At 75.4% G+C, this 26,570-nt stretch carries 25 protein-coding genes; 18 read left to right on the top strand and 7 right to left on the bottom strand.

Annotated elements, in window-relative coordinates; all coding sequences use genetic code 11:
- Nucleotides 1-3: 3 nt before the first annotated feature.
- Entirely contained in the window at nt 4-672 is a 669-nt protein-coding gene (gene cei / locus C8D89_RS00635; protein ID WP_165825488.1) for an envelope integrity protein Cei, read from the bottom strand.
- Nucleotides 673-941: 269 nt separating this feature from the next.
- On the opposite strand from cei, the gene C8D89_RS00630 reads away from it, so the two are divergent.
- A complete protein-coding gene (locus tag C8D89_RS00630; protein WP_116706156.1) occupies nt 942-1,244 on the top strand; it encodes a DUF4193 domain-containing protein in 303 nt (100 codons plus the stop codon).
- 10 nt (nt 1,245-1,254) lie between these two features.
- Here C8D89_RS00630 and C8D89_RS00625 read toward each other — a convergent pair whose 3' ends face one another.
- Nucleotides 1,255-1,764, bottom strand: coding sequence for a DUF3093 family protein (locus C8D89_RS00625; protein ID WP_116706155.1), 510 nt, complete (start codon nt 1,762-1,764; stop codon nt 1,255-1,257).
- A gap of 28 nt (nt 1,765-1,792) precedes the next feature.
- Here C8D89_RS00625 and dut point away from each other — a divergent pair, with 28 nt between their 5' ends.
- The 6 genes from dut (at nt 1,793) to C8D89_RS00595 (ending at nt 7,086) form a co-directional block, all read left to right on the top strand.
- Complete coding sequence (gene dut, locus C8D89_RS00620; protein WP_116706812.1) at nt 1,793-2,317, top strand: dUTP diphosphatase; 525 nt, start codon at nt 1,793-1,795, stop codon at nt 2,315-2,317.
- Complete coding sequence (locus C8D89_RS00615; protein WP_116706154.1) at nt 2,314-3,045, top strand: DUF3710 domain-containing protein; 732 nt, start codon at nt 2,314-2,316, stop codon at nt 3,043-3,045. Before dut ends, C8D89_RS00615 begins: the two co-directional genes overlap by 4 nt.
- 123 nt (nt 3,046-3,168) lie before the next feature.
- Nucleotides 3,169-3,543 carry an OB-fold nucleic acid binding domain-containing protein gene (locus tag C8D89_RS00610; RefSeq protein WP_116706153.1) on the top strand — a complete coding sequence of 125 codons (375 nt, stop codon included), beginning with the start codon at nt 3,169-3,171 and terminating at the stop codon, nt 3,541-3,543.
- 113 nt (nt 3,544-3,656) lie between these two features.
- Entirely contained in the window at nt 3,657-4,385 is a 729-nt protein-coding gene (locus C8D89_RS00605) for a DUF3159 domain-containing protein (RefSeq protein ID WP_243417657.1), read from the top strand.
- Nucleotides 4,386-4,613: 228 nt separating this feature from the next.
- Nucleotides 4,614-5,732, top strand: coding sequence for an IS110 family RNA-guided transposase (locus tag C8D89_RS00600; RefSeq protein ID WP_116706152.1), 1,119 nt, complete (start codon nt 4,614-4,616; stop codon nt 5,730-5,732).
- A 145-nt stretch (nt 5,733-5,877) separates the two neighbouring features.
- Nucleotides 5,878-7,086: an IS110 family RNA-guided transposase gene (locus C8D89_RS00595; RefSeq protein ID WP_116706151.1), complete on the top strand. Its 1,209-nt coding sequence runs from the start codon at nt 5,878-5,880 to the stop codon at nt 7,084-7,086.
- A gap of 74 nt (nt 7,087-7,160) precedes the next feature.
- Here C8D89_RS00595 and C8D89_RS00590 read toward each other — a convergent pair whose 3' ends face one another.
- Nucleotides 7,161-7,826 (bottom strand): potassium channel family protein, encoded by a 666-nt coding sequence (locus C8D89_RS00590; protein WP_116706150.1) that lies wholly within the window; start codon nt 7,824-7,826, stop codon nt 7,161-7,163.
- A gap of 30 nt (nt 7,827-7,856) precedes the next feature.
- Nucleotides 7,857-8,522 (bottom strand): potassium channel family protein, encoded by a 666-nt coding sequence (locus C8D89_RS00585; protein WP_116706149.1) that lies wholly within the window; start codon nt 8,520-8,522, stop codon nt 7,857-7,859.
- 155 nt (nt 8,523-8,677) lie between these two features.
- On the opposite strand from C8D89_RS00585, the gene C8D89_RS00580 reads away from it, so the two are divergent.
- From C8D89_RS00580 to C8D89_RS00545, 8 genes are all read left to right on the top strand, one after another.
- The gene (locus C8D89_RS00580) at nt 8,678-10,780 is read left to right on the top strand and encodes an APC family permease (protein WP_116706148.1); all 2,103 of its coding nucleotides are present in this window, start codon (nt 8,678-8,680) and stop codon (nt 10,778-10,780) included.
- Nucleotides 10,777-12,027, top strand: coding sequence for a class I SAM-dependent RNA methyltransferase (locus tag C8D89_RS00575; protein WP_116706810.1), 1,251 nt, complete (start codon nt 10,777-10,779; stop codon nt 12,025-12,027). The genes C8D89_RS00580 and C8D89_RS00575 overlap by 4 nt, the downstream gene beginning before the upstream one ends.
- Before the next feature lie 44 nt (nt 12,028-12,071).
- The gene (locus tag C8D89_RS00570) at nt 12,072-13,253 is read left to right on the top strand and encodes an amidohydrolase family protein (protein ID WP_243417655.1); all 1,182 of its coding nucleotides are present in this window, start codon (nt 12,072-12,074) and stop codon (nt 13,251-13,253) included.
- Complete coding sequence (locus C8D89_RS00565) at nt 13,250-14,584, top strand: M20 metallopeptidase family protein (RefSeq protein WP_243417653.1); 1,335 nt, start codon at nt 13,250-13,252, stop codon at nt 14,582-14,584. The genes C8D89_RS00570 and C8D89_RS00565 overlap by 4 nt, the downstream gene beginning before the upstream one ends.
- Nucleotides 14,585-14,602: 18 nt before the next feature.
- On the top strand, nt 14,603-15,187 hold the full coding sequence (locus C8D89_RS00560; protein WP_116706146.1) for a class I SAM-dependent methyltransferase: 585 nt from the start codon (nt 14,603-14,605) through the stop codon (nt 15,185-15,187).
- Between the two features lie 89 nt (nt 15,188-15,276).
- Nucleotides 15,277-17,295, top strand: coding sequence for a 1-deoxy-D-xylulose-5-phosphate synthase (dxs, locus tag C8D89_RS00555; protein WP_116706145.1), 2,019 nt, complete (start codon nt 15,277-15,279; stop codon nt 17,293-17,295).
- A gap of 51 nt (nt 17,296-17,346) precedes the next feature.
- A complete protein-coding gene (locus C8D89_RS00550) occupies nt 17,347-18,018 on the top strand; it encodes a response regulator transcription factor (protein ID WP_116706144.1) in 672 nt (223 codons plus the stop codon).
- 50 nt (nt 18,019-18,068) lie between these two features.
- Nucleotides 18,069-19,241, top strand: a complete 1,173-nt coding sequence (locus tag C8D89_RS00545; protein WP_243417652.1) for a sensor histidine kinase — start codon at nt 18,069-18,071, stop codon at nt 19,239-19,241.
- Here C8D89_RS00545 and C8D89_RS00540 read toward each other — a convergent pair.
- From C8D89_RS00540 to C8D89_RS00530, 3 genes are all read right to left on the bottom strand, one after another.
- Nucleotides 19,217-20,518, bottom strand: a complete 1,302-nt coding sequence (locus C8D89_RS00540; protein WP_116706143.1) for an HRDC domain-containing protein — start codon at nt 20,516-20,518, stop codon at nt 19,217-19,219. The genes C8D89_RS00545 and C8D89_RS00540 overlap by 25 nt on opposite strands.
- Before the next feature lie 170 nt (nt 20,519-20,688).
- Nucleotides 20,689-21,384: a response regulator gene (locus C8D89_RS00535; protein WP_116706142.1), complete on the bottom strand. Its 696-nt coding sequence runs from the start codon at nt 21,382-21,384 to the stop codon at nt 20,689-20,691.
- A 458-nt stretch (nt 21,385-21,842) separates the two neighbouring features.
- On the bottom strand, nt 21,843-22,448 hold the full coding sequence (locus C8D89_RS00530) for a DUF3000 domain-containing protein (protein WP_116706141.1): 606 nt from the start codon (nt 22,446-22,448) through the stop codon (nt 21,843-21,845).
- Between the two features lie 186 nt (nt 22,449-22,634).
- On the opposite strand from C8D89_RS00530, the gene hemE reads away from it, so the two are divergent.
- The 3 genes from hemE to C8D89_RS00515 are packed head-to-tail and all read left to right on the top strand — an operon-like array spanning nt 22,635 to nt 26,570.
- Nucleotides 22,635-23,717: a uroporphyrinogen decarboxylase gene (gene hemE / locus C8D89_RS00525; protein ID WP_116706140.1), complete on the top strand. Its 1,083-nt coding sequence runs from the start codon at nt 22,635-22,637 to the stop codon at nt 23,715-23,717.
- Nucleotides 23,714-25,165 carry a protoporphyrinogen oxidase gene (hemG, locus tag C8D89_RS00520; protein ID WP_116706139.1) on the top strand — a complete coding sequence of 484 codons (1,452 nt, stop codon included), beginning with the start codon at nt 23,714-23,716 and terminating at the stop codon, nt 25,163-25,165. Before hemE ends, hemG begins: the two co-directional genes overlap by 4 nt.
- Nucleotides 25,166-25,217: 52 nt before the next feature.
- Nucleotides 25,218-26,570 carry a DUF2252 domain-containing protein gene (locus C8D89_RS00515; RefSeq protein ID WP_116706138.1) on the top strand — a complete coding sequence of 451 codons (1,353 nt, stop codon included), beginning with the start codon at nt 25,218-25,220 and terminating at the stop codon, nt 26,568-26,570.

The raw sequence follows: 26,570 nt of genomic DNA, 5'->3' as shown, positions 1-26,570 counted from the left end.
GAGCTAGGTGCTGCAGTCGACCGAGCGCAGCTGGGTGAGCGTGGCGGCGTCGGGCACCGCGTCCGGCGCGCCCGAGCCGTCCGTGGCCGTCTGGCGCGCCAGGGCCCGCAGCGCGTCGGTGACCTCCTGGCCGGGGGCGATGTCGCGGAAGTCGTCGCCGAGCGCCAGGTCGACCTCGCTGCCCGAGCGCTGGTCGGCCACGAGCTCGGCGCACGGGACGACCAGGCTCAGCGTCCGGGCGGCCGAGGCGCCCTCCGGGCCGTAACGGATCTGTCCGACGCACGACAGGTCCTGCGCGGGGTAGAAGGGGTCGTTGTCGGGCGGCGCGGCCTCCGCGATGCCCAGCTCGCCCAGCTCGGCCGCGGCCAGCTGGGCCTGGCCGCGCTGGCCGGCGCCGTTGAGCACGTGCACGCGCACATCACCCGGCGCCGCGGCCGACGTGTCGTCGAGCGCGTCGGCGGACTGCGGCGTGCCGGCGCCGGCCACCGGTGACGGGTTGCAGGAGGTCACCGACCCCGCGGTGGAGTTGGTGAACACGATCGTCCAGGTGACGATGCTCGCGACGGCGAGGACAGCGACCAGCACCGTCGCGGGCACGAGGTTGCGGCGCCGGTAGGCCTCGCGCACCCATGACGTCGCCGCCCTGACCGTGCCGCTCGACGTGCCGACCACAGACGTTCCTCCCGCACCGCACCCGCCGACGTTGGTCCGCACCAGGGTAGTGCCCGCGGGGTGGCTGTTCCGCGGCCCTGGAGTGGGTTACCCTCCCGCCGCTCCGCAGCCGCGCGGACGTCGCGTCGTCCGTGCCGAGGGACAACTCCCCGTGTGAGACCCGGGTCACTTTCCGGGTCCGGCACAAACGGTCGCCGTCCCGCGTTGTGCTGCCGCACGCCACAGATGAACCGGCAGACAACCGGGCAAGACCGAGGGTGGGAACCGCAATGGCGACCGACTACGACGCCCCGCGCCGCAACGAGACCGACGAGATGGGCGAGGACTCCCTCGAGGAGCTCAAGGCCCGGCGCAACGAAGCGCAGTCCGCCGCCGTCGACGTCGACGAGACCGACACCGCCGAGAGCTTCGAGCTCCCCGGGGCCGACCTCTCCGGCGAGGAACTGACGGTCCGCGTACTGCCGAAGCAGGCCGACGAGTTCACGTGCGGCAGCTGCTTCCTCGTCCACCACCGCAGCCGGCTGGCCGACCAGCGAGGCGGCATGTTCATCTGCCGCGACTGCGCCGCCTGATCAGCTGTGGTCACCGGAGCGCGGCGATGAGGTCCTCCGGGCGGCGGGTGGAGACGACCCAGTAGGGGGTGGGGTCGTCCGGGTCGAGCACCTCGATCCGGACGGCCGGGCCCACCCACGGGCGGTGCAGGACGAACGCCTCGGGGTCGAGCTGCGGGCCCAGCGCCTCGCGCTTGGCCTCACCGCGGACGACGTCGACGCGCCCGACCGCCGACACCGGCAGGTGCGCCGCGCCCGCGCGCAGCTCGCGCTCGCCGTCGGCCCCGGGGCCGACCTCGACGCGCACCCGCCCCGCCCAGATCAGCAACGCCACGGCCAGCGGCAGGAGCAGCACGTAGGGCAGCCAGGAGCGCAGGCCGGGGTAGCCCATGTGCACCTCGGCGGCCAGAAGCGCCGCCATCAGCAGGACCAGCGGCCACGACCACCACGGCACCCGGAGACGCTCGGCGTGGACGGTGCCCCTCGCAGGGCCCGCGTCGGGTCCCGGTGAGGGGGGCGGTGTGGGTCGTGAGGGGCTCACGACACCCAGAGTAGTCTCGCGCGCCGTGCTGCAGGTCGACCTCGTCCGCCTCGACCCGGGGCTGCCGGTGCCCGCGCGGGCGCGCCCCGGCGACGCCGGCGCGGACCTCGCGGCCGCCCGGGACGTCACCCTCGGCCCCGGCGAGCGGGCCCTGGTCGGCACCGGCGTGGCGCTGGTCCTGCCCGAGGGCTACGCGGCGTTCGTCGTGCCGCGCTCCGGGCTCGCCGCCCGCGAGGGCCTCGGCCTGCTGAACGCACCCGGCACCGTCGACGCCGGCTACCGCGGCGAGGTCATGGTGTGCCTGGTCAACCACGACCCGGCGCGTCCGATCATGGTGCGCCGCGGCGACCGCGTCGCCCAGCTCGTGGTGCAGCGCGTCGAGGAGACCGTGTTCCGCGTCCTCGACGGCGTCGACGACCTCGAGGCGCTCGCCGCTCACGCCCCGTCGGCACGCGGGGCGGGCGGCTTCGGCTCGACGGGCACCGGCCCGTCCGGCACGAGCTCGTCGGGTACCGCACCGCGGGGGACAGGCAGCGAAGGAGGACCTCGGTGAGCCAGGAGCCGCGCGGCGGACGCCACCGGCAGAAGGGCCGCGTGGCCCAGGTCTCGGTGGCCGCCGACCCCGCCGGTCGCCGACACCACCAGCGCCAGGGCCCCTGGGACGCCGACGAGGCGCCCCGGGACGGCAAGCTGCGCCTCGACCTCGGCTCGGTGCAGCTGCCGGTCCCCCGCGGCGCCCGCCTCAAGGCCGAGCCCGACCCCTCGGGCCCGCTGCGCGCCGTGCACGCCCTCGTCCCCGAGGGCCGGCTCACCGTCAGTGCCTTCGCGGCGCCGCGCACCGGCGGGCTCTGGACCGAGCTCGTCGAGGAGCTCGCCGCCCAGCTGCAGTCCGAGGGCGCCACGATCCGCCGTGACCGCGGCGAGTGGGGCCGCGAGCTGGTCGCCCGCAACGGCAACACGGTCGCGCGCGTGATCGGCGTCGAGGGCCCGCGCTGGATGCTGCGGGGCGTGGGGACGGGCCAGGTCCAGCACGCGCTCAAGCTGCACGGGATGCTGCGCGAGATGATCCGCGGGACCGTCGTGTCGCGCTCCTCGGACCCGCTGCCCGTGCGGTCGCTGCTGCCCCTGGAGATCCCCGAGGACGTGCCGGCCGGGTTCGCCGACTCGCTGGTGGAGTCGATGCCGACGAAGCCCCGCCAGATCACCCGGCCCGAGGGTCCCGTGATCCCGATGATGCTCCCGCAGCGCGCCGGGGCCGGGACGTCGCCGGGACGGGGCTGACCGGCCCGTTCCCCACGGCGGGACGCCCGTTCCGGTCGGGCACGACCGGACTATCCTGGGAGTCGTCCGCGGTCGACGGCGCCCGTCCGGGGTGACGGCCGCGGGGATGGCAATGGAGCAGCCATGAGTGCCGAGTCCGGCTTCCTGCGTCGCATGGTCCGGCGCCTCACCTCCGACGTCGGCGACCTCGACGCCGACGACCTGTCCGCCGAGGCCGTCCGGTCGGGGTGCGACCGGGCGTGCGACTCCAGCACGGGCGAGGCCGTCACCGTCAAGGGCCGGCTGCGGTCGGTGGAGATCTGTCCGCGGGGATCGGTCGCCACCCTCGAGGCCGAGCTCTTCGACGGCACCGACGGCGTCACCCTCGTCTGGCTCGGACGGCGGCGTATCCCGGGCATCGAGCCGGGCCGTACCGTGCGGGCCAGCGGACGCGTGGCCGTCCGCGACGGACGCAAGGTCATCTACAACCCGTACTACGAGCTGCAGCGGGCGCCCTGACCCCGGGGACCCGCGCCCGGGAGGCAGCCATCCGACCCGAGACTCGCTCCACCGGCCGCCGCCACCGGCGCGGTGCCGACGAGGCCGGCCCGGCCGACCCCCCGACCGGGCCCGTGGAGGTCCCGCGCCCCGGCGACGACCCCCCCACCGAGGTCCTGGGGTCCCCGCGGGCGGACGAGCCGTCCGCGGAGGAGCCCGCTGATCAGGGCGAGCCGCGCACCCCGACCCTGCTCGAGCAGATGGGCGGCCTGTCGGGGATCGTCGCCTCGGGCGTGCCGGTCGTCGTGTTCGTCGTCGTCCAGGCGGTCGCCGGCAACCTCGTCGCCTCCGTCGTCGCGGCCGTCCTGTCGGCGCTGCTCGTGGCCGGGTGGCGGCTCGCGCGCGGCGAGGCGGTGCAGCCGGCGCTCTCGGGTCTGCTCGGCGTCGCGGTCTGCGCCTTCGTCGCGTGGCGCACCGGCGAGGCCCGGGGCTTCTTCCTGCTCGGGATCTGGACGAGCCTGCTCTACGGCGGGGTCTTCCTGCTCTCGGTGATCGTCCGGCGCCCGCTGGTCGGGGTCATCTGGCATCTCGTCAACGGCGAGGGCCAGGAGTGGCGCCGCGACAAGCGCGTGCTGCGCGCCTACGACCTCGCGTCCCTGGCGTGGGTGGTGGTGTTCGGAGCGCGCTTCGTCGTCCAGCGGTGGCTCTACGACTCGGTGTACGCCGACACCTGGCTGGGCTGGGTGCGACTCGCCATGGGCCTGCCGCTGGCGGCGCTCGCCGCCGCGGTGACGGTGTGGGCGATCCGCCGCAGCCGCTCGGCGTCCCGGGGCGCCGGGGCCCGCCGGAGCCGCGCGGCCTGACAGTGAGGATGGTGTTGGCGTCATCGGGGGTCGTCTGACCCGGTGTTCTGACCGACGCGAGAGCTGTCTTGGCTGAGATCTGTCGGCGGCTCCCGGTGGCGCTGTTGCGCACGTCCGGGCGGGTGGCCGTGACCTCATAGGAGCCTGTGCCAGAGGCGCCCGTCACTGTCTTGTCCGACCAGCCCGCCCGGCCGCGCGTCGCCATCACCGGTGTGAGCGGGAGACGACATGACGAGCATGACCAGCACAAGCCCGGATGTCACACCGGCGGCGATTCACGTGACGGTCGGGGTGGACACCCACAGCGACATCCACCACGCCGCGGTCATCGACGCGGTTGGTCGGCCGCTGGCTGACTCGGGGTTCCCGACCACGCCGGCCGGTTATGAGCAGTTGCTGGTCTGGGCTCGAGGCCATGGGCAGGTGAGTGCCTTCGGGGTGGAGGGCACCGGCGCCTACGGCGCCGGTCTGGCCCGGCACCTGCGCGCAGCGGGGCAGGTGGTGATCGAGGTCGACCGCCCCGACCGCACGACCCGCCGTCAGCGCGGCAAGAGCGACCCGATCGATGCCTACGCCGCCGCCGCCGCGGTGCTGCGCGGTACGGCCAGTGGCACACCGAAGACTCGCGACGGGCAGGTCGAGGCGATCCGCACGTTGCGGGTGGCTCGGCGCAGCGCGATCAAGGCCCGCACTCAGGCCATCAACCAGCTCAAGGCGCTCGTGCTCACCGGGCCGGCAGAGCTGCGCCAGGCGCTGGCCGGGCAGAGTTCCCGCGAGCTGCTGGAGACCTGCCGGCGGCTACGTGCCAACCGTGGGCTGGCCGAGCTCGCCGACCCCGTGACCGCGGCGACGAAGCTGACCCTGCGTCGGCTGGCTCGCCGGATCACCGCGCTGCGCGAGGAGATCGACGACATCGACACCGAGCTGCGGCCACTGGTCGCGGCCACCGCCCCGGCATTGCTGGCCGTCTACGGCGTGGGCACCGAGGTCGCCGCCCAGCTACTGATCACCGCCGGAGACAACCCCGAGAGGCTGCGTTCCGAAGCCGCCTTCGCCCAGCTCTGCGGCACCGCACCGCTGCCGGCCAGCAGTGGGCGCACCACCCGCCACCGGCTCAATCGCGGCGGTGACCGACACGCCAACTATGCGCTGCACATCATCGCCCTGGTCCGACTCTCGGCCCACCAACCGACCCGGGATTACGCCGCGCGCCGCCGAACACAGGGACTGAGCAACCTAGAGATCATCCGTTGCCTCATTGGGCAAGTATCGGGCGGCGGCCGGGGACGAGCCCCGGCCGTGGCTCGCGGTCGCGTCGGGGGATGGCCCCGTTGCCTCGCCAGGTGATGGCCAGTTTGAGTCCTGCCACCTCCGACGCGCCGAGACCCTTGACCGGCGTTAGGGACATGCCCGACCGAGGGCCGAACAATGAGGAACCGGCGAAGGGCCTCGACACCGCCGAGCCAACCACACGGCTCGATCGGGAGGCCAGATGCGCTATGTCGGCTGGGACTGGGCCAGTCGCACCCACGACGTCACGGTGCTCGAGGACAGCGGTGCGGTCGTCGAGCGCTGGTCCTTCGCCCACACCGAGGCGGGCTGGGCGGCGACGTTGCACCGGCTGCGCCGCCACGGCGACCCCGACCAGCTACCGGTGATCATCGAGAAGAGCAGCGGGCTGGTCGTGGACCGGCTGCTCGGGGCCCGGCATCCGGTGGTTCCGGTGCATCCCACCGCGTTCTACGCCGCCCGACCGCGCTGGGGTGCCGCGGGAGCGAAATCCGACCCCGGCGACAGCTACAAGCTCGCCGACTACCTGCGCACCGACGGACACCGGCTGCGCCGGTTGGAGCCCACCGATGCCGGGCTACGGGAGCTGCAGGCGCTGGTGCGGCTGCGCGACGACCAGGTGCGCACGCGCACCGCCACGATCAACCAGCTCACCGCCACTCTCGAGGCGCACTGGCCCGGGCCGCGTGATCTGTTCACCTCACTGGGCTCCCCGATCGCCCGAGCGTTCCTGACCGACTACCCCACCCCCGACTCCGCGGCGCGGCTCGGCGAAGCCCGCATGGCCGCGTTCTGCCGACGCCATGGCTACCGCGGCTCGAAGACCCCCGAACAGCTGCTGACTCGTCTGCGGGCGGCACCGGTGGCGCCGGTCGGCCTGCCCTCCACGACACTGAGCGCGATCATCACCGCCCAGATCCAGTTGTTGAACGCGGTGCAGGCCACGATCGCCCAGATCGAGAAGCGCATCGCCGGCTGCGTCGCCGCCCACCCCCGAGCCCGGCTGCTGGCCGGGCTGCCCGGAGTCGGCACGATCAACCTCGCTCAGCTGCTCGCCGAGCTCGGTCCCATCCTCGACCGGGTGGAGAGCGCCGAGCAGGCCGCGACCGAGTGCGGCGCCGCTCCGGTGACCAAGGCCTCCGGCAAGAGCTCGGGGGTCTACTTCCGCTACGCCGCCAACAGCAGAGCCCGCCAGGCCCTCACCACCTTCGCCCACAACGCCCGCCTGCAGTCACCCTGGGCTGGCGAGCTCTATGCCAACGCTCGCCGACGGGGCAAACGCAACCCGCACGCCATCCGCATCGTCGCCCGCGCCTGGCTCCGCGTCATCTGGGCCTGCTGGCACACCGGCAACCCCTACGACCCGGCCACACACGCCGCACGCCGCGACCGACCAACATCAGCAACTTGACTCAGGGAACTCAAGCGCTACCTAGCCCGCGAGATACACCGCGTCCTCACCTCTTGACCAGGCATAGGAGCATCTCAGGCCGGCTCGCCCTTGAGGACGCGCTGGATCTCCTCCTCGACGTCCTCGCCCGCGACGAACATCATCTCGTCGCCCGGCTCCAGGGGGTCGTCGGCCTGCGGGACGATCACCCGGCCGCCGCGCAGGATGACCACGAGCGCCGCCTCGCGGGGCAGGGGCACCTCGCGCACCGCCTTCCCGGCGAGCGGGGTGTTGGCGGGCAGCGTGACCTCGACGAGGTTGGCCGTGCCCTGCCGCAGGGTCAGCAGGCGGACGAGGTCGCCGACGCTGACGGCCTCCTCGACCATCGCCGCCAGCATGCGTGGGGTGGACACGGCCACGTCGACGCCCCAGGCGTCGGTGAACAGCCACTCGTTGCGCGGGTCGTTGACGCGCGCGACGACCCGCCGCACCGCGAACTCGGTCTTGGCCAGCAGCGACACCACGAGGTTGACCTTGTCGTCGCCGGTGGCCGCGATGACGACGTCGCAGCCCTGCAGGCGCGCCTCCTCCAGCGAGGCGAGCTCGCAGGCGTCGGCGTGCACCCACTCGGCCTGCGGCACGGCCTCGGGCTCCACCTGGGCGAGGTCGCGCTCGATGAGCATCACCTCGTGATCGGCCTCGACGAGCTCGGCGGCGATCGACCGGCCGACCGCCCCCGCCCCGGCCACGGTTACACGCATCGCTCGTCCCTCCCGGACCCGCGCATCGCGCTACTCCGCCCTCTCCGGGGCCGCCGCCGCGGCGGCGGTGACCGCGGCGACGGTGCCGCTGACCGCGGCCGTGTACACGACGTCCTCGGCCTGCAGCACCGTGTCCGGCGTGGTGAGCAGGCCGGTGCCGAACCGGACGATGAACGCCACCCGGCTGCCGGTGGCCTCCTCGAGCTCGGTGACCAGCCGGCCCGCCCAGTCCTCGTGGAAGTGCACCTGCATGATCGCGACGGTGCCGGACGGGTCGCGCCAGGCCGTGGCCACGCCGTCGGGCAGCAGGATGCGCAGGAAGCGGTCGGTGGTCCACGGCACGGTGGCCACGGTGGGGATGCCGAGACGCTCGTAGACCGCGGCGCGCTTGGCGTCGTAGATGCGGGCGACCACCTGGCCGACGCCGAAGGTCTCGCGCGCCACCCGGGCGGCGATGATGTTGGAGTTGTCGCCCGAGGACACCGCGGCGAAGGCCTCCGCGCGGTGGATGCCGGCCGCGGTGAGCACCTCGCGGTCGAAGCCGGTGCCGACGACCTCCTGGCCGTGGAAGTCGCTGCCCAGACGCCGGAACGCCTGGGGATCGCGGTCGACCACCGCCACGTCGTGGCCCAGCCGCTCCAGGGCCAGGGCGAGCGACGACCCCACCCGCCCGCAGCCCATCACGACGATGTGCACGCCGCCTCCCCGACTCCGGTCTCCGCCGCTGCGCGTCCCACGAGTGCCCGCGAGCGGTGCGCACCGTATCGCCCGGACGGTGCGACCGGGATGTGCGACCGCGGCGCCCGCCTCGGGTGCGACGCGCCGGGTCCGGCGCGCCTACGCTTCGTGTCGTGCCCAAGCTCGCCACGGTGACCAAGCGCCTCGTGCTCGGTCTGCCGTTCCGCAGCGACGAACTCCACGGCACGCTGCTGCGCAAGCGCATCGCCCTGCCGGTGTTCGCCTCCGACGCCCTGTCGTCGGTGGCGTACGCGCCGCAGGAGGTGCTCATCACCCTCTCGCTCGCCGGGCTGGGGGCGTACGCGCTGTCGCCGTGGGTGGGTGTCGCCGTGATGGTCGTGCTCGGCACGGTGATCGTGAGCTACCGGCAGAACGTGCACGCCTACCCCTCCGGCGGGGGCGACTACGAGATCGCGACGGTCAACCTCGGGCGGTACGCCGGGCTGGTCGTCGCGAGCGCCCTGCTCGTCGACTACACGCTCACCGTCGCCGTGTCGGTGTCGGCGGCGGCTGACAACCTCGGGGCGCTGATCCCCTTCGTCGGCGACCACAAGGTGCTGTTCGCGTGCGCGGCGATCCTCGTGCTCACGTCGATCAACCTGCGCGGCGTGCGCGAGTCCGGCATCACGTTCGCGATCCCGACCTACTGCTTCGTCGTGTGCGTCGGTGGCATGATCGTCTGGGGCCTCGTGCAGCTGGTGCTGGGCGAGACCCTCGTCGCCCCGAGCGCCGGGTTCGGGGTGCGGCCCGAGGGCGGCGCCGAGTCCACCGAGGACCTCTCGCAGCTCGTGCTGGTCTTCCTGGTGCTGCGCTCGTTCACCCAGGGCTGCGCGGCTCTCACCGGCGTCGAGGCCATCAGCAACGGCGTCCCGGCGTTCCGCAAGCCGAAGTCGCGCAACGCCGCGACGACCCTGGCCCTGCTCGGGCTGATCGCGGTGTTCCTGTTCTCGGGGATGATCTACCTGGCCCGCGCGTCCGGCGTGATCATGGCCGAGCGCCCCGGCGAGCAGCTCGTCGGCGCTCCCCCCGGCTACCGGCAGGAGACGCTGGTCGCCCAGCTCGGCCGGGCGGTGTTCGACGGCTTCCCGCCCGGCTTCTGGGCGGTCACGATCTTCACCGCGCTGATCCTGGTGCTCGCCGCGAACACGGCGTTCAACGGCTTCCCGGTCCTCGGCTCGATCCTCGCCCAGGACCGCTACCTGCCCCGCCAGCTGCACACCCGCGGCGACCGGCTCGCCTTCTCCAACGGCATCCTGTTCCTGGCGTTCTTCGCGATCGTGCTCGTCGTCGGGTTCCGTGCCGAGGTCACCGCGCTGATCCCGCTCTACACGGTCGGGGTGTTCGTATCGTTCACGCTGTCGCAGACCGGGATGGTCCGGCACTGGACGCGGCTCCTGCGCACCGAGCCCGACGCCGGCGAGCGGGCCCGCCTGCGGCGCTCGCGGTGGGTCAGCGGCTTCGGCACCGCGATGACCGGCACGGTCCTGGTCGTGGTGCTGGTCACCAAGTTCGTGGTGGGCGCGTGGATCGCGCTCGTCGCCGGCACGCTGGCGTTCCTCATGATGGTGTCGATCCGGCGCCACTACGACCGGGTCAGCGAGGAGATCGCGGCCCCCGAGGTCATGAGCAGCACGCTGCCCAGCCGCAACCACGCGATCGTGCTCGTCTCGCGGCTGCACATGCCGACGCTGCGGGCGGTCGCCTACGCCCGCGCCACGCGCCCGGACGTGCTGGAGGCGCTGACGGTCAACGTCGACGACGCCGACACGCGGGCGCTGGTCGCGGAGTGGGAGAAGCGCGACATCCCGGTCCCGCTCAAGGTCGTCGAGTCGCCCTACCGCGAGATCACCAAGCCGATCCTGCAGTACGTCAAGCGGATCCGGACCGACAACCCGCGTGACGTGGTCACGGTGTTCATCCCCGAGTACGTGCTCGGGCGCTGGTGGGAGCAACTGCTGCACAACCAGAGCGCCCTGCGCCTCAAGGGCCGTCTGCTGTTCCAGCCCGGGGTGATGGTGGTCAGCGTGCCGTGGCAGCTGGAGTCGTCGAAGCGCGCCGCGACGCGGCGCCCGCCCGGCGCGCCCGGCTCGGCGCGCCGCGGCTACGAGCCCCCGCCCGGCACGACGCCCGGCACCGGCCCGACGGCCCCCGCCCCGCCGCCCAACCCGGCCGCGGCGCCCGCGCCGACGTCCCGCACCCCGGCGCGGCCGCGGTGACGGCCCCCCGGCAGACCCTGGACTGGACCGACCGGCTGCTCGAGCTGGACGTCGGGCCGGTCGCGCACGGTGGGCACTGCGTGGCGCGCAGCGAGGGCCGCGTCGTGTTCGTGCGCCACGCGCTGCCCGGCGAACGGGTGCGGGCGGTGGTCACCGAGGACGGCGGCGGGTCGTTCTGCCGCGCCGACGCCGTCGCCGTGCTCACGGCGTCGCCGGACCGCGTCGAGCCGGCCTGCCCGTGGGCCGGGCCCGGCGGGTGCGGGGGCTGCGACTGGCAGCACGCGAGCCCGGCGGCGCAGCGGCAGCTCAAGGCCGCGGTGGTGGCCGAGCAGCTCGCCCGCCTGGCCGGGATCGAGCGCGAGGTCACCGTCGAGGAGCTGCCCGGCGGGCCCCTGGGCTGGCGCACGCGGATGCGGATGGCCGTCACGGACGACGGGCGCCCGGGACTGCGCGCGCACCGCAGTCACGAGGTGCTGCCGGTGGGCGACTGCCCGATCGCCGCGCCGGGCGCGCTGCTGCCGGTGCTCGAGCGGTCGTGGACCCCGACCGCGGAGGTCGAGATCGTCCGGGACGCCGCGGGCGAGGTGCACGCCGTCGAGCTCTTCGAGGGCGAGCGGCACCCCGAGCTGGGCGACGGCACCGCGCACGAACGTGCCGCCGGACGCGCGTGGGAGCTGCCGGCCGAGGCGTTCTGGCAGGTCCACCCGCACGCCGCCGATGCCGTGGTGGACGCGGTGCTCGAGGGGGTGGGCGACCTCGAGCCCGGGGCCTGCGCCTGGGACCTCTACGGCGGGGCCGGGCTCATCGCCGCCCCGCTCGCGGAGCGCGTGGGCGCCGTGGGCACCGTGGGCACCGTGGGCTCCGACGGCTGCACCGGCTCCCAGGGCCGTGTGGTGCTGGTCGAGAGCGACCCGGCGGCCACGGCGGCAGCGGGGGAGTGCCTGGCCGACCTGCCCGCGGTGCAGGTGGTGCGGGGGCGGGTGGAGAAGGTGCTCCACGGGCTGCCGGGGCCGCCGGCGGTCATCGTCGCCGACCCGCCGCGCAAGGGCCTCGGGCGCCGCCTGGCCGGGGAGCTGGCGCGGCAGGGCGCGGCGCGGATCGTGCTGGTGGCCTGCGACCCGGCGGCCCTGGCGCGCGACGTCGCCGCCCTCGCGGAGCACGGTTACGCGCTGGCCGGGCTGCGCGCCTTCGACGCGTTCCCGATGACCCACCACGTCGAGTGCGTCGCAACCCTGCTCGCGACGTGATCCGCTCCGGTACACAGGACCCGGCGGCGTCGAGGGGGTCACCGGTGAGCGGGAGCATGGTCAGTGCGGGGCTGGTGCCCGCGGGTCCGGTGAGCTTCCTCGACGGGGTGCGGCTCGTCGACCACCACTGCCACAGCGTCGTGGACGGGCCCCTGGACCGGGCCGGGTTCGAGGCCCTGCTCACCGAGGGCCCCGGCCCGGCGCGGGGCACGAGCAGCTTCGACTCCGCGCTGGGGTTCTCGGTCCGCCGGTGGTGCGCGCCCGCGCTCGACCTGCCGGCGCACGCCGCCGCCGACGACTACCTCGCCCGCCGCACCGAGCTCGGCCCCGAGGAGGTGACCCGCCGCTTCCTCGGCGGCGCCGGCGTGGGCGCGCTGTTCGTCGACCACGGGTTCGCCGCCGACGGGCTGCTGCCGCCCGCCTCGCTCGGGACGGCGGCCGGGGCGCCGGTGGGCGAGGTCGTCCGGCTCGAGGCGGTGGCCGAGGCGCTCGCCGACGCCGGGGTCGACGCCGGGGGATACGGCGAGGCGCTGCGCGACGCGGTGGCCGCCCGTACCGCTCCCTCGGCGGACCCGCTGCCGGTGGCCTGCAAGAGCGTGCTCGCCTACCGCGCGGGTCTCGACGTCGACCCCGCCCGCCCGGAGCCGGGGGAGGTGGCGCGGGCCGCCGACGGCTGGCTGCGGCGACGCGCCGCCACCGGCGAGCCCCTGCGCGACCCCGTGCTGCTGCGCCACGGCCTGTGGACGGGCCTGGACACCGGCCTGCCGCTGCAGATGCACACCGGGTTCGGCGATCCCGACGAGGACCTGCACCGCGCCAACCCCGCGCTGCTCGTCGGTCTCGCGCGCCTCGTCGAGCCGCTGGGCGTGCCGCTGATGCTCCTGCACTGTTACCCGTATCACCGCGAGGCGGCGTGGCTGGCGCAGGCGTTCGCCGTCGTGCACGTCGACGTGGGCCTCGCCGTGCCCTACATCGGCGCGCGCGCGGCCACGATCATCGCCGAGCTGCTGGAGCTGGCGCCCTACGGCAAGGTGCTCTACTCCTCGGACGCCTTCGGGCTGCCCGAGCTGCACCTGCTGGGGGCGCTGCGCTTCCGGTCCGCGCTGGGTGGTCTATTGGAGCACCTCTGCGCGACCGACGAGCTCGCGCCCGCCGACGCCGAACGGGTGGCCACCATGATCGGGACGGAGAACGCGCGCCGGGTCTACGGGCGGATGCCGGCGTGAGCCGGCCGCATCCCGCCGTCCCGCCCCGCGTCGACCCCGCACTGCGCGCCGCGCTGGAGGCGGAGCTCGACGCGGCCGTGGCGCTGCGGCACGCGCTGCACCGCGACCCGCGCCTGTCCGGGGACGAGGCCGACAGCCGCGACCTCGTGCTGGCCGCCCTCGCCGACGCGCTGCCCCCCGGCACGACGCCGCAGCCGGTGGCCGACACCGGCGCGCTGCTGCGCCTCGGCCCGGCGCCGGGGGAGGGGCCGCCCGCGGTCGCGGTGCGCGCGGAGCTCGACGCGCTGCCGGTGGTCGAGCGCACGGGCCTGCCGTTCAGCGCCACCGGCGGGGTCGCTCACGTCTGCGGCCACGACGTGCACGTCGCCGCACTGGTGGCCGTCGTGCGCGCGCTGGCCCGGGTCGGCGCCGCCCGGCTGCCGGCTCCCGTGCTCGCGGTGTTCCAGCCACGCGAGGAGAAGGCCCCGTCGGGTGCGGCGGACGTCGTCGCCGAGCCCGCCTTCACCGCGCACGGCGTGGGCGCGGTGCTCGGCGTGCACGTCCAGCCCGAGCTGCCGCGCGGGACGGTCTCCGTGCGCGGCGGGCCGGTCAACGCCTCGGCGGACGAGATCGAGATCGAGGTGCACGGGCGCGGCGGCCACGGCGGCTACCCGCACCGCACCCGCGACCCCGTGCTGGCGCTGGCCCAGATCGTCTGCGGGGTGCACCACGTGGTGTCGCGGCGCGTCGACCCCATGACTGCGGGCGTCGTCACGGTCGGCCAGGTGCAGGCGGGCTCGGCGCCCAACGTGGTACCCGAGAGCGCCTCGGCACGGGGCACCGTGCGGGCGCTGGACGCGAGCCGCGACGAGCTGCTCGACGCCGTCCGCGAGCACGTCGAGGGCACCGCCGCCGCCTACGGGTGCACGGCCACCCTGACCGTCGTGCCCAACGAGCCCGCGGTGGTGAACGACGAGGCCCTGGCCCGCACCGTCGCGACCGCGCTCGGGGGGCGTGGGGCGGAGGACCGGGTCGACGGGGACGGGGTCGACGGGGAGGGCACCCCGACCGGGCTGGTGCTCGACACCACGTTCCGCTCCTGTGGCGCCGACGACTTCTCCCACTACGGTGACGTTCTGCCGTCGTTGATGCTGTTCGTGGGCGCGGCCGCGACCGGGACCACCCCGGGCGCGGGCCCGGGCCTGCACCACCCCGAGTTCTCGCCCGACGACGCGATGGTCGGCGAGGTGGCCCGCGCGCTCCTCGCGTCCGTCGCGGCCGCGGGCGCGGCACTCGCCCCGCCGGTGACCGGGTCGAATCCGCAGCCCGTACCGGACACCACCCCACCGTGACGGAGTCGACGAGTCATCGTGTCCGAGATCCAGACCTTCGCCCGTGAGTTCCTGCGCGACCCCCTCAACGTCGCGTCCCTCGTCCCCAGCGGCGGGCCCCTGTGCCGCCAGGCCGCGGCGCCCCTGCCCGAGACCGGCGACCCGGTGGTGCTCGACCTCGGCGCCGGCACCGGCCAGGTCACCGACGTCCTCCAGGAGCGCCTGGCGGGCCGGGGCCGGCACATCGCCGTCGAGTTCAACCCGCGGATGGCCGCGCTCCTCGCGGAGCGGCACCCCAAGGTGGAGGTGCTCTGCGACGACGCGAACGCCGTGGTCGAGCGCCTGCTCGCCGAGGGGGTGCGCGCCGACCTCACCGTGTCCGGTCTGCCGTGGCTGGTCACGGCGCCCACGACCGGCCCCTCGATCTTCGAGGCGCTGGCCCGCCTGGCGGCGCCGGGCGGGGCGGTGACGCAGCTCGCGCACGCGTGGATCCGCTTCTTCCCGACCGCGAAGCAGGTGCAGCGCAACCTCGAGGCCGCGTTCGAGGAGGTCGTGGTCAGCCGCACCGTGTGGGCCAACGTCCCGCCGGCCGTGGTCTACGTGGCCCGCCGCCCCCGCCCGTAGGGGCGGAGGCTTCGCACGCTGCGGGGGCACCGGGCGTCCGTAGACTGGCCGGGCCGTTTGATCCGCCTGCGGAGCCGAGGTGACCTTCAGTGACGCTGCTGGACCGTGTCCGCACCCCTGCGGACCTGCGCGGCCTCGATGCGGACGAGGTCGCCACGCTCGCGTCGGAGATCCGGGCGTTCCTGGTGGACAAGGTCTGCCGCACCGGCGGGCATCTCGGACCGAATCTCGGTGTGGTGGAGCTGACGCTGGCGCTGCACCGGGTGTTCGACTCGCCCCGGGACGCGCTGATCTTCGACACCGGTCACCAGAGCTACGTCCACAAGATCCTCACCGGACGGGCCGGGGAGTTCGACGGGCTGCGCCAGGACGGCGGTCTCTCGGGCTACCCGAGCCGCGCGGAGAGCGAGCACGACCTGGTGGAGAACTCCCACGCGTCCACCGCCCTGTCCTGGGCCGACGGGCTGGCCAAGGCCGACGCGCTGACCGGCCGCGACCGCGCGATCGTCGCGGTCGTCGGCGACGGTGCGCTGACCGGGGGGATGTGCTGGGAGGCGCTGAACAACATCGCCGCCGCGCCCGACCGCCCGGTGGTCATCGTCGTCAACGACAACGGCCGCTCGTACTCGCCGACGATCGGCGGGCTCTCGCGCAAGCTCTCGTCGCTGCGGCTGCTGCCCCGTTACGAGCAGGCGCTCGAGCACGGCAAGCGCGCCCTGCAGGGCGTGCCGGTGATCGGCTCGACGCTGTACTCGGCGGTGCACGCCGCCAAGGTCGGGGTGAAGGACGCGCTCAGCCCGCAGCCGCTGTTCGCCGACCTCGGGCTGAAGTACCTCGGCCCGGTCGACGGCCATGACGTCGCCGAGATGGAGCACGCGCTGCGCCGGGCCCGCGACTTCGGCGGGCCGGTGGTCGTGCACGCCGTGACGGCCAAGGGCCGCGGGTTCGCGCCCGCCGAGGCCGACGAGGCCGACCTCATGCACGGCATCGGGGTGCTCGACCCCGAGACCGGGCTGCCCGTGGGTCCCAAGGCCCGGGGCTGGACGTCGGTGTTCACCGACGCGATGCTCGAGCTCGGCCGCGAGCGCTCGGACGTCGTGGCCATCACGGCGGCCATGCCGGGGCCGACGGGCCTCACCCCGTTCGGGCAGGCCTACCCCGAGCGGCTCTTCGACGTCGGCATCGCCGAGCAGCACGCGATGACCTCGGCGGCGGGGCTCGCCGCCGGCGGCCTGCACCCCGTCGTCGCCATCTACTCGACGTTCCTGAACCGCGCCTTTGACCAGCTGCTCATGGACGTGGCGCTGCACCGCGCGCCGGTGACGGTGGTGCTCGACCGCGCCGGGGTCACCGGCGACGACGGCGCCAGCCACAACGGCATGTGGGACCTGTCGGTCCTCGGGATCGTTCCGGGCCTGCGGGTCGCCGCCCCGCGCGACGCGCCGACCCTGCGGGACGAGCTGCGCGAGGCCGTCGGGATCGGCGACGGCCCCACGGCCCTGCGCTGGTCGAAGGGCGCCGTGCCGGCCGAGGTGCCGGCGCTGCGCCATCTCGGCCCGGCCGCGGGCCCGGGCCGCGTCGACGTGCTCGCCGAGCCCGGTCGCGCCTCGCGGGCGGCCCCGCGCCCCACCGCGGTCGACCGCCTCCCCGAGGCCGGTTCCGGGGTGGGTGGGTCGGACGGGGTGGCCGACGTGCTGCTCGTCGCCGTCGGCGCGTTCGGCGAGCTCGGCGTGCAGGCCGCCGAGCGCCTCGCCGCGCAGGGGATCGGCGTCACCGTGGTCGACCCGCGCTGGGTGCAGCCCGTGCCCGAGGCCCTGCTGCACCTCGCGGGCGAGCACCACCTGGTGGTCACCGTCGAGGACGGCGGTCGCCACGGGGGCGTCGGGTCCGCGGTGGCCGAGGCGCTCTCCGTGGCGGGCGTCGACGTGCCGGTGCGCCGGCTCGGGCTCGACCAGGAGTTCCTCGCGCACGCCTCCCGGGGTCAGGTGCTCTCGGCGGCCGGGCTCACCGACGCCGACGTCGCCCGCCGCGTCACCGAGTGGGTCTCCGGGCGGGACGCCACCACGCTGCCCGACGGGGGCGACACGGCGGACTCATTCGCACGCTGACCTGCGGCTTCTCTCAGCGGGCCCTCAGGTCCGCTGTGGCACCGTGGAGGCGTGCGAGTACTGATCGTTGAGGACGAGCAGGCGCTGGCCGATGCCCTGGCCCGGGGCCTGCGGCGTGAGGGCATGGCCGTCGACGTGGCCTACGACGGCGACGAGGGCAGCGAGAAGGTCGGCGTCACGCGCTACGACGTCGTCGTGCTCGACCGCGACCTGCCCGGCCGCTCCGGCGACGACCTGTGCACCGAGATCGTCGGCGGGGTCACCCGGGTGATCATGCTGACCGCCAGCGGCACGCTGCGCGACAAGGTCGAGGGCCTCGCCCTCGGCGCGGACGACTACCTGCCCAAGCCGTTCGACTTCCCCGAGCTCGTCGCCCGCGTCCGGGCCCTGGGTCGCCGCGCCACGCCCGCGGTGCCGCCGGTGCTGCGCGCCGCCGACATCGTGCTCGACCCCTCGAAGCGCACCGTCACCCGCGGGGGCGTCCCGCTGGAGCTCACCCGCAAGGAGTTCGGGGTGCTCGAGGTGCTCATGGCCGCCCGCGGCGCCGTCGTCAGCTCCGAGGAGCTGCTCGAGCGCGTGTGGGACGAGAACGCCGACCCGTTCACCACCACGGTCCGGGTCACGGTCATGACCCTGCGCAAGAAGCTCGGCGAGCCCGGCATCATCGACACCGTCGTGGGTTCGGGCTACCGCGTGCCCGCCGAGGCGCCCGCCACCGTCTGACTCCCGGGGGCTTCACCCCGGGGTCGCCCGGCGCCCCGTAGCGTCCTGGCGTGCCCGCCGGAACGTCCGCCCTGCGCCGGGGCCCCGGCCTGCGCGTGCGGCTCACGCTGCTGGCCACGGGGCTCGTCGCCGTGGTGGCGGTGCTGCTCGTGTGGCTCGGCTGGATGCTCGTGGGCGAGGTCGCGGCCGCCGTCCCGCAGCTGCCGCCCGACACCCCGGTGCTCGTCGACGGCGTGCGCGTGCCGGCCGGGGAGCTCGCCGACGCGCTCGGCAAGGCCGCGCGGGTCGAGGTCCTGCGCGTCGGGTCGATCGCGTTCGCGATGGTCGTGCTGGCGGCGGCGCTGGTGTCGTGGGTGCTGGTGCGCCGCGTCCTGCGCCCGCTGCACGAGGTGACGGCGACCGCACGCCGGCTGTCGGCGACGTCGCTCGACGCCCGCATCGGCCTCACCGGTCCCCGCGACGAGGTCGCCGAGCTCGCGGCCACGTTCGACGCGATGCTCGACCGGCTGCAGGCGGCGTTCGACGCGCAGACACGCTTCGTGGCCAACGCCAGCCACGAGCTGCGCACCCCGCTGGCGGTGCTGCGCACCGAGGTCGACGTGACCCTCGCCGACCCCGACGCCGACGTCGCCGAGCTGCGGCGCATGGCCGAGGTGGTCCGCGAGGCCACGCGCCGCGCCGAGCACCTCGTCGCCGGGCTGCTGCTGCTCGCGCGGACCGAGGCCACCGAGGCCGTCCCCACCGAGCCCGTCGACCTCGCCGAGACGGTCCCGCTCGCGCTGGAGGCGGTGCGCGCCGAGGCCCGCGACCGGGGCCTGCGGATCTCCACCGACCTCGGGCCGGCGCCCGTGGCCGGCGATGCCGCGCTGCTCGGACGCGTGGCCGGCAACCTCGTCGAGAACGCCGTGCGCCACAACGTCGAGGGCGGGTGGCTCACCGTGCACACGGGCACCGAGGACGGCCACGCCGTGCTGCACGTCGCGTCGTCGGGGCCGGTGGTCGCGCCGGCGACGGTCGCCGAGCTGTTCGAGCCCTTCCGCCGCGGGGCCGGGCGCACCGGCAGCGGCACGGGGCTCGGCCTGTCGATCGTGCGCGCCGTGGCGCGGGCGCACGGGGGCCGGGCCGTGGCCGAGCCCGTCGAGGGCGGGGGGCTGGCGGTGACCGTGGTCCTGCCGCTGACCAGCCAGCGGGTCGGGGCTCAGCCCGCGTCGGCGGAGGTCTGAGCGGGCTGAGCCGGCTGCGCCGTCAGCGCCTCGGCGAGCCGGGGCGCGGTCAGCTCCGCCTGCCAGGGGCGTGCCCCCAGTGTCGCGAGCGCGGTCCGGACCGCGTCGGGCGTGGCGCGCTCCGGCGGCGACCAGCACAGCCGCCGCACGAGGTCGGGGGTCAGGAGGTTCTCCACCGGGGTGCCCGTCTCCTCCGAGAGCTCGGCGAGCGCGGCGCGTGCCGCCGCGAGACGCGCGGCGGCGGCCGGGTCCTTGTCGCCCCAGCGGTGGGCCGGCGGCGGGCCGTCGGGCGGCGCGGCCGTGGCCGGCCAGCGGTCGCGCGGCAGCGCGCGGGCCCGTTCGATCGCGGACCACCAGCGGTCGGCCAGGCGGCGCTGGGCGCGGCCCCGGAACACGGGCATGGCGACGAGGTCGTCGCGGCGCGACGGCTCGCGCAGGGCGGCGTCGACGATGGCCCCGTCGGGCAGCAGCCGGCCGGGGGCGATGTCGCGGGCGGCGGCGAGCGTGTCGCGGGACTCCCAGAGCTCGCGGACGACGGCGAGCGCCGCGGGCCGGCGCACCTTGTGCAGGCCCGAGGTGCGGCGCCACGGCTCGGCGCGCGGCGGCGGGGGCGCGGCGAGTCGGACGGCCTCGAACTCCTGCTCGGCCCAGACGGTCTTGCCCTGGCGCTCGAGGTCGGCGGCGACGGCGTCGCGCAGCTCCACGAGGAGCTCGACGTCGAGGGCGGCATAGGTGAGCCACTCGGCGGGCAGCGGACGGCGGGACCAGTCGGCGGCGCCGTGGCCCTTCTGCAGCCGCACGCCCAGCAGGTTCTCGGTGAGGGGGCCGAGCCCGACGCGGGGGTACCCGACGAGGCGCCCGGCGAGCTCGGTGTCGAAGAGGCGGTCGGGGTGCATGCCGACCTCGGCCAGGCACGCCAGGTCCTGCGACGCGGCGTGCAGCACCCACTCGACCCCGCGCAGCGCCTCGTCGAGCGGGGTGAGGTCGCCGTCGCAGGCGATGGGGTCGACCAGGAAGCTGCCCGCACCCGCGCGTCGCAGCTGCACGAGGTAGGCGCGCGCCGAGTACCGGTAGCCCGAGGCGCGCTCGGCGTCGACCGCGACCGGGCCGGTGCCCGCGGCGAGGCGGGCCGCGGTGTCGGCCAGCGCGTCCCGGTCGGTCACCAGGGGCGGGACGCCCTCGGCGGGCACGAGCAGGTCGACGACCGTCGGGTCGTCTCCGGGGGTCCGCCCCGATCGGTCTCCCGGAGCGTGCTCGTCGGTCTGCGCGGCGTCCACTGCCTCGACAGTCTGCCCGTTCGCGGCCCTCGGGGCGCGCGGCGCGTCGGCGCGTGCCGTGGAAGTGTCCGCCGACGAGCGCCGCCCGCGGACCCCGCCGGCGCCCCCGGCGGGGTCCGCGGAGCGGGTGGTCGGGGTCGACGCACCGGCCGACCCCCGCACCCTCGCGCTCAGCGGATGACGCCGGCCCGCATGGCCAGCGCCACCATCTGCGCCCGGTCGCCCGTGCCGAGCTTGCGCCCGATGCGGGAGAGGTGGCTCTTGACGGTGAGCGCCGAGAGGCTCAGCGCGTCGCCGATCTCCTTGTTGGAGCGGCCGTCGGCCACCAGCTGGAGCACCTCGACCTCGCGGGCGGACAGCTCGCGGGGCGTGTTGTCCGTCGCCGGCACGCGGGTGCCCGCGGCGAGCAGCGGGGCGACCGAGGGATCGGCGTAGAGGCCGCCCTCGAGCACCCGGCGCACGCCGTCGGTGACGACACCCGGCGAGGCGGACTTGAGCAGGTAGGCCTGCGCGCCGGCCTGGAAGGCCGCACGCACCGCCGACGGGTCGTCCGAGGCCGCCAGCACCACCACCCGGTTCCAGCCCTGCGCCCGCAGCTCGGCGATCAGGTCCAGGCCGCTGCCGTCCGGCAGGCCCAGGTCGAGGATCGCGAGGTCGCACGGGCCGCTGGCCAGTGCCCGGGTGCGCGCCTCGGAGATCGAGGCCGCCTCGTGGACGGTGCCCGCGCCCATCGAGGAGAGCCGCTGTGCGATCGCCTCACGCAGCAGCGGGTGGTCGTCGACCACCAGCACGGTGAACATCTCTTCCCGCGGATGCGGGACCATGGCCGGCGGCAGCAAGCCGCTCGCGACGCCGCGAAGGGCCATGCCTGGGCCCACGGTAGCCACGTCGAGTACCTCCTAGAAGTCGGTCTTGCCCCCCGACATTCCGCACCCCGGCCCCCGACCCATCGACCGCGCCGCCGATCGGACGAGGAAGTGCGTGCGAGAGAACATATCCCCCCGGGCGAGTTAACGAGAGCATCAGGGCCAACTTCGCTCGGTGGAGTTTCGCGCGTTACGTGCTCACGGTCACCCTTTGGAGTGGACAGACGACGCAGAATCGTCTCGCGGTGACACTAGGTGTAACCGCTGCTACGCAGCGTGTCGAAGTGGCGCCGACCGTCCCAGCCGCACTGCAACCAACGACCCAACGCCGCCCCGTGACGGACGGAGCACGATCAGGCTGATCGGACGCCTGCCTGAGCATCCGTTCGACGAACGGGAACGACCCGGAACGACCTGCGGAAATTGCGTGTTCCGATACCCGTGGTACCGGAAAATGGTCAGCCCGAGCGCCCGGCGCGGCGGGCACCGAGCGTCGCCACGCCCTCCGGCGGAAGTCCCGCCGCGATCGCGAGGACGCCCGCGAACGCCTCGCCGTGGGCCGTCAGCACGTCCTCGGTGGGCGTCCAGGACGCCCGCAGCTCGAGGTCCGTCGCGTGGCTCGGTCCGGAGATGTCACCGAAGCGCACCGAGGCGGTCTGGGTCACCGTGCCACCCAGCGCCGTCCACGCCGCACCGGAGTCCTCCAGCGCGCCGGTCAGCCACGACCACGCCACCTCGGGCAGCAGCGGGTCGCCGGCGTGCTCGGGGTCGAGCTCCGCGCGCACGAACGTCACGACGCGCAGCGTGCCGTCCCACGCGTCCTGGCCCTCCGGGTCGTGCAACAGCACGAGCCGGCCGGTGACCACGACCTCCGCGTCGTCCACCTCGCGGGCGCCCGGAGCCGGCGGCCCGGCGAGCACCTCCGCGCTCCACGCGGCCGAGTACGGCGCCAGGCGCTGCGGCGGGCGCATGGTGCGCAGCTCGATCTCCGGGCGGGTGCGCAGATCGCTCAGGGAGTCCACCGCGCGCCGGAACGTCTCGGGGTGGGTGGTGGGCGCCGTCACCTCGATGACAGTAGGCCGAACGGGTTCTTTCCGGCACCTCCCACGCCGAGCAACCCCGGTGCGCACCCGCCCCGGTGCCCAGCGAGGGCGTCGCTCGCTGCGTCTGACGCACTCGGGGCGTCCCTCGCTCCACGAACCCGGCACGCGCGGCGGTGCCCGGGGACGGCGTGGGAGGATGGGGGCACCATGAGCAGGGCAGGCACCGCGGACGCGGCCACCGACGTCGTCCCCGCGCGCCGCCACCTCCCCGACGCGCCGTTCCTCGCCGCCGCTCGCCGCGAGCGCCCGTCACGGCGCCCCGTGTGGTTCATGCGCCAGGCCGGACGCTCGCTGCCGGAGTACCGCGAGGTCCGCCGGGGCAGCGGCATGCTCGAGGCCTGCCTCACGCCCGAGCTCGCCTGCGAGATCACGTTGCAGCCGGTGCGCCGTTACGGCGTCGACGCGGCGATCCTGTTCTCCGACATCGTCGTGCCGCTCAAGGCCGCGGGCGTGGGCGTCGACATCGTCGCGGGCACGGGCCCGGTGGTGGAGCGTCCCGTGCGCACCGCCGCCGACGTGGCCGCCCTGCCCACCCTCGACGCCGAGGGCGTCGCGCCGGTGGCCGAGGCGGTGCGCCTGCTGGTGCGCGAGCTGGGGGAGACCCCGCTCATCGGGTTCGCCGGCGCCCCCTTCACGCTCGCGTCGTACCTCGTCGAGGGCGGGCCGAGCCGCAACCACGAGCGCACCAAGGCGCTCATGCACGCCGAGCCGGCCACCTGGCACGCGCTGTGCTCCGCGCTCGCCGACACCACGCTGACGTTCCTGCGCGCCCAGGTCGACGCCGGCGTCGACGCCGTGCAGCTGTTCGACTCCTGGGCCGGCGCGCTGTCCGAGCGCGACTACCGCGAGCTGGTCCTGCCCCACTCGACGCGCGTCCTGCAGGGCCTCGCGGACACCGGGCTGCCGCGCATCCACTTCGGTGTCGGCACCTCCGAGCTCCTCGGCGCCATGGGCGAGGCCGGCGCCGACGTCGTGGGCGTCGACTGGCGCGTGCCCCTGGACATGGCCGCCGCCCGCGTCGGACCGGGCCGGGCGCTGCAGGGCAACCTCGACCCCGCGCTGCTCTTCGCCGGCCCCGAGGTCGTCGAGCGGGAGGTCCGGCGCATCCTCGCCGAGGGCGCGTCGGCCGAGGGCCACGTGTTCAACCTCGGCCACGGCGTGCTGCCCGAGACCGACCCCGACGCGCTCGCCCGGGTCGTCGACCTGGTGCACTCCGCCGACCTGCCGTGACCCGCGTCCTCGTCGTCGGCGGCGGGGTCTCCGGGCTCGCCGCGGCCCACCGTCTGCGCACGCTGCTCGGGCCCGACGCGGAGATCGTGGTCGTCGAGGCCGCGCGCGCGCTGGGCGGCAAGCTCGCCGCGATGGAGCTCGGCGGACGGCGCGTCGACGTGGGCGCGGAGGCCTTCCTCGCGCGCCGTCCCGAGGCCGCCGCGCGGATCCGCGAGCTCGGGCTCGACGACCAGCTCGTGCACCCCGGGCCGGCGGCGTCGGCGCTGCGAGTGGGCGGGCGCACGGTGCCCCTGCCCCCGCGCACCGTGATGGGCGTGCCCGGGGACCCCGACGTCGCGGCCGGCGTCCTCTCGCCCGCCGGGCTCGCCGCGCTGCGCGAGGACCGCCCGGGACCCTGGGAGCCCGGCGGTGACGTCGCCGTGGGCGCGCTCGTGCGGGCGCGGCTGGGCGACGAGGTGGCCGACCGGCTGGTCGACCCGCTGCTCGGCGGGGTCTACGCGGGCCACGCCGACGGGCTGGGCCTGCGTGCCACCGTGCCCGCGCTGGCCGCGGCCCTCGACGCCGACCCGCGCTCGCTGCTCGCCGCCGCCCGGGCGTGCCTGCCTGCACCGCCCGCGGACGCGGCGCCCCCGGTGCCGGTCTTCGGCACCCTGCGGGGCGGCCTCGCCGACCTCCCCGCCACGCTCGCCCTCGCCGCCCGCGCTGAGCTGCGGCTGGGCCGCACCGTGACCGCGCTCGCCCGCACGCCCACCGGGTGGCGCGCGGAGGTCGCCGACACGGGAGCGGACATCGTGGGCCACGTCGACGCCGACGCGGTCGTGCTCGCCGTCCCCGCACCCGCCGTGCGCCGCCTGCTCGCCGACCATGCGCCCGCCGCGGCTCGGGCGGCCGGGGAGATCGAGCTGGCCTCCTCGGCGCTCGTGCTCCTCGCCCTGCCCGCCGCGGACGCCGCGCCGCTGGCCGGCCGGTCCGGGGTGCTCGTCGGGGCGGGGGAGCGGCGCCCGGACGGCCTGCCCTGGACCATCAAAGCGGCCACCTTCACCTCGGAGAAGTGGCCGCACCTCGCCGCGTCCGATCACGCCCGCCCCGACGACCCCGACGCGACGGCCGTCCTGCGCCTGTCGGTCGGGCGCCACGGCGACGCCGCCTCGCTGGCCGCGCTGCGCCGCGACGACGACGACCTCGTCAGCGCCGCACGCGACGACCTCGCCGCGCTCACCGGCATCGACGCCGTGCCCGTCGAGACCGCCGTGGTGCGCTGGCCGGGCGGCCTGCCGCAGTACGGCGTCGGGCACCTCGACCGCGTCGCCGCCGTCGAGGCCGGCGTCGCGGCACTGCCCGGCCTCGCGGTCGCGGGCGCCGCGTGGCACGGCGTCGGGGTGCCGGCCTGCCTCGCCACCGGCGACGCCGCCGCGGCACGCGTGGCCGCCCACCTGGCGGTCGCCTGACGTCCCGCCCGGCGCCTCCCGCGCGGCGCCGACCGGGGCCAGACTGATCGCCATGGCCGATCTCGCCGCCGCCCTCGACGCCCACGACGACGAGGACCGCACCGCCGCCATCGTCGACGTGCTCACCGACGCGTTCTCCGACCTCATGGCGGCGTCGCCGGCGGCGTTCCGCAACAAGTTCCGCAAGATGGCCGCCGAGCCGTTCGCCTTCTACCGGGGCAGCGCGCCGCTGTTCTACGCCGACGTCGTCCGGCTGGACGACCCGTGGGTGGACGAGCGCACGCGCCGGGTGTGGATCCAGGGCGACCTGCACGCCGAGAACTTCGGCACCTACCTCGACGGCGACGGCGTGCTGGTGTTCGACGTCAACGACTTCGACGAGGCCTACGTCGCCCCGTGGACCTGGGACCTGCGCCGGCTCGTGGCCAGTGTGGCCCTGCTCGGCTGGTCGAAGGCGTTCTCCGACGCCGACATCGACGCGCTCAACACCGCGTACCTGCGGTCCTACCTCGGTGCGGTGCGCTCCTTCTCCGGGGGCTCGGGCGAGCGGGAGTTCGCCCTCACCCGCGCCACCACCGACGGCCCGATCCGCGCCGCGCTGCAGCGCTCGCGGGAGCGGAGCCGCCGAGCCCTCCTCGACGCGACCACCGAGATCGAGGGCGAGAACCGCATCTTCCGCGCGGGCCCGGGGGTGCGGCGCCTCGACGACGACGAGCGCGCCGAGGTCCTCGCGGCCTACGAGGCCTATCTGGACACGATCCCGCCGGGCAGGCGCTGGCCGGATCCGGCCTACACGGTCCACGACGTGGTCGGCCGCAGCGGCTTCGGGATCGGCAGCGCCGGACTGCCCGCCTACAACGTGCTCATCGAGGGCCCGACCGAGGCGCTGGACGACGACATCGTGCTGTCGATGAAGCAGGCGGTCCGGGCCGCGCCGAGCCGCGTGGTCGACGACCCCGAGGCCGCCGCGTGGTTCCTCCACCACGGCCACCGCACCGCCCTGTCCCGCCGCGCGCTGCAGGCGCACGCCGACCGCCTGCTCGGGTGGACCGAGATGCGCGGGGTCGGCTACGTCGTCAACCAGCTCTCGCCCTACGAGAACGACCTCGACTGGGACGACCTCACCGAGCCCCGCGATCTGCGCGACGTCCTGCACCGCCTCGGCCAGGCGACCGCCCGCGCCCACTGCGTCGCCGACGCCGACGCCGAGCAGGGGCTGGTCGCACTCCAGGTGGAGGACGCGGTCCTCGCCGTGGTCGGCGAGCGTGAGGACGCGTTCGTCGCCGACCTCGTCGCCTTCGGCCGCGACTACGCCTCCGTCGTGCGCGACGACCACCGCCGCTTCGTCGAGGCCTTCCGCGCCGACCGTGTGCCCGGCGTCTCGGCCACCGAGGAGTCCCTCTGA

Origin of the sequence: Actinomycetospora cinnamomea (assembly GCF_003096675.1) — a bacterium.
Taxonomy (GTDB): Bacteria; Actinomycetota; Actinomycetes; order Mycobacteriales; family Pseudonocardiaceae; genus Actinomycetospora; species Actinomycetospora cinnamomea.
The sequence above is the reverse complement of the archived record's forward strand: the minus strand, read 5'-3'. Positions and strand labels throughout refer to the sequence as shown.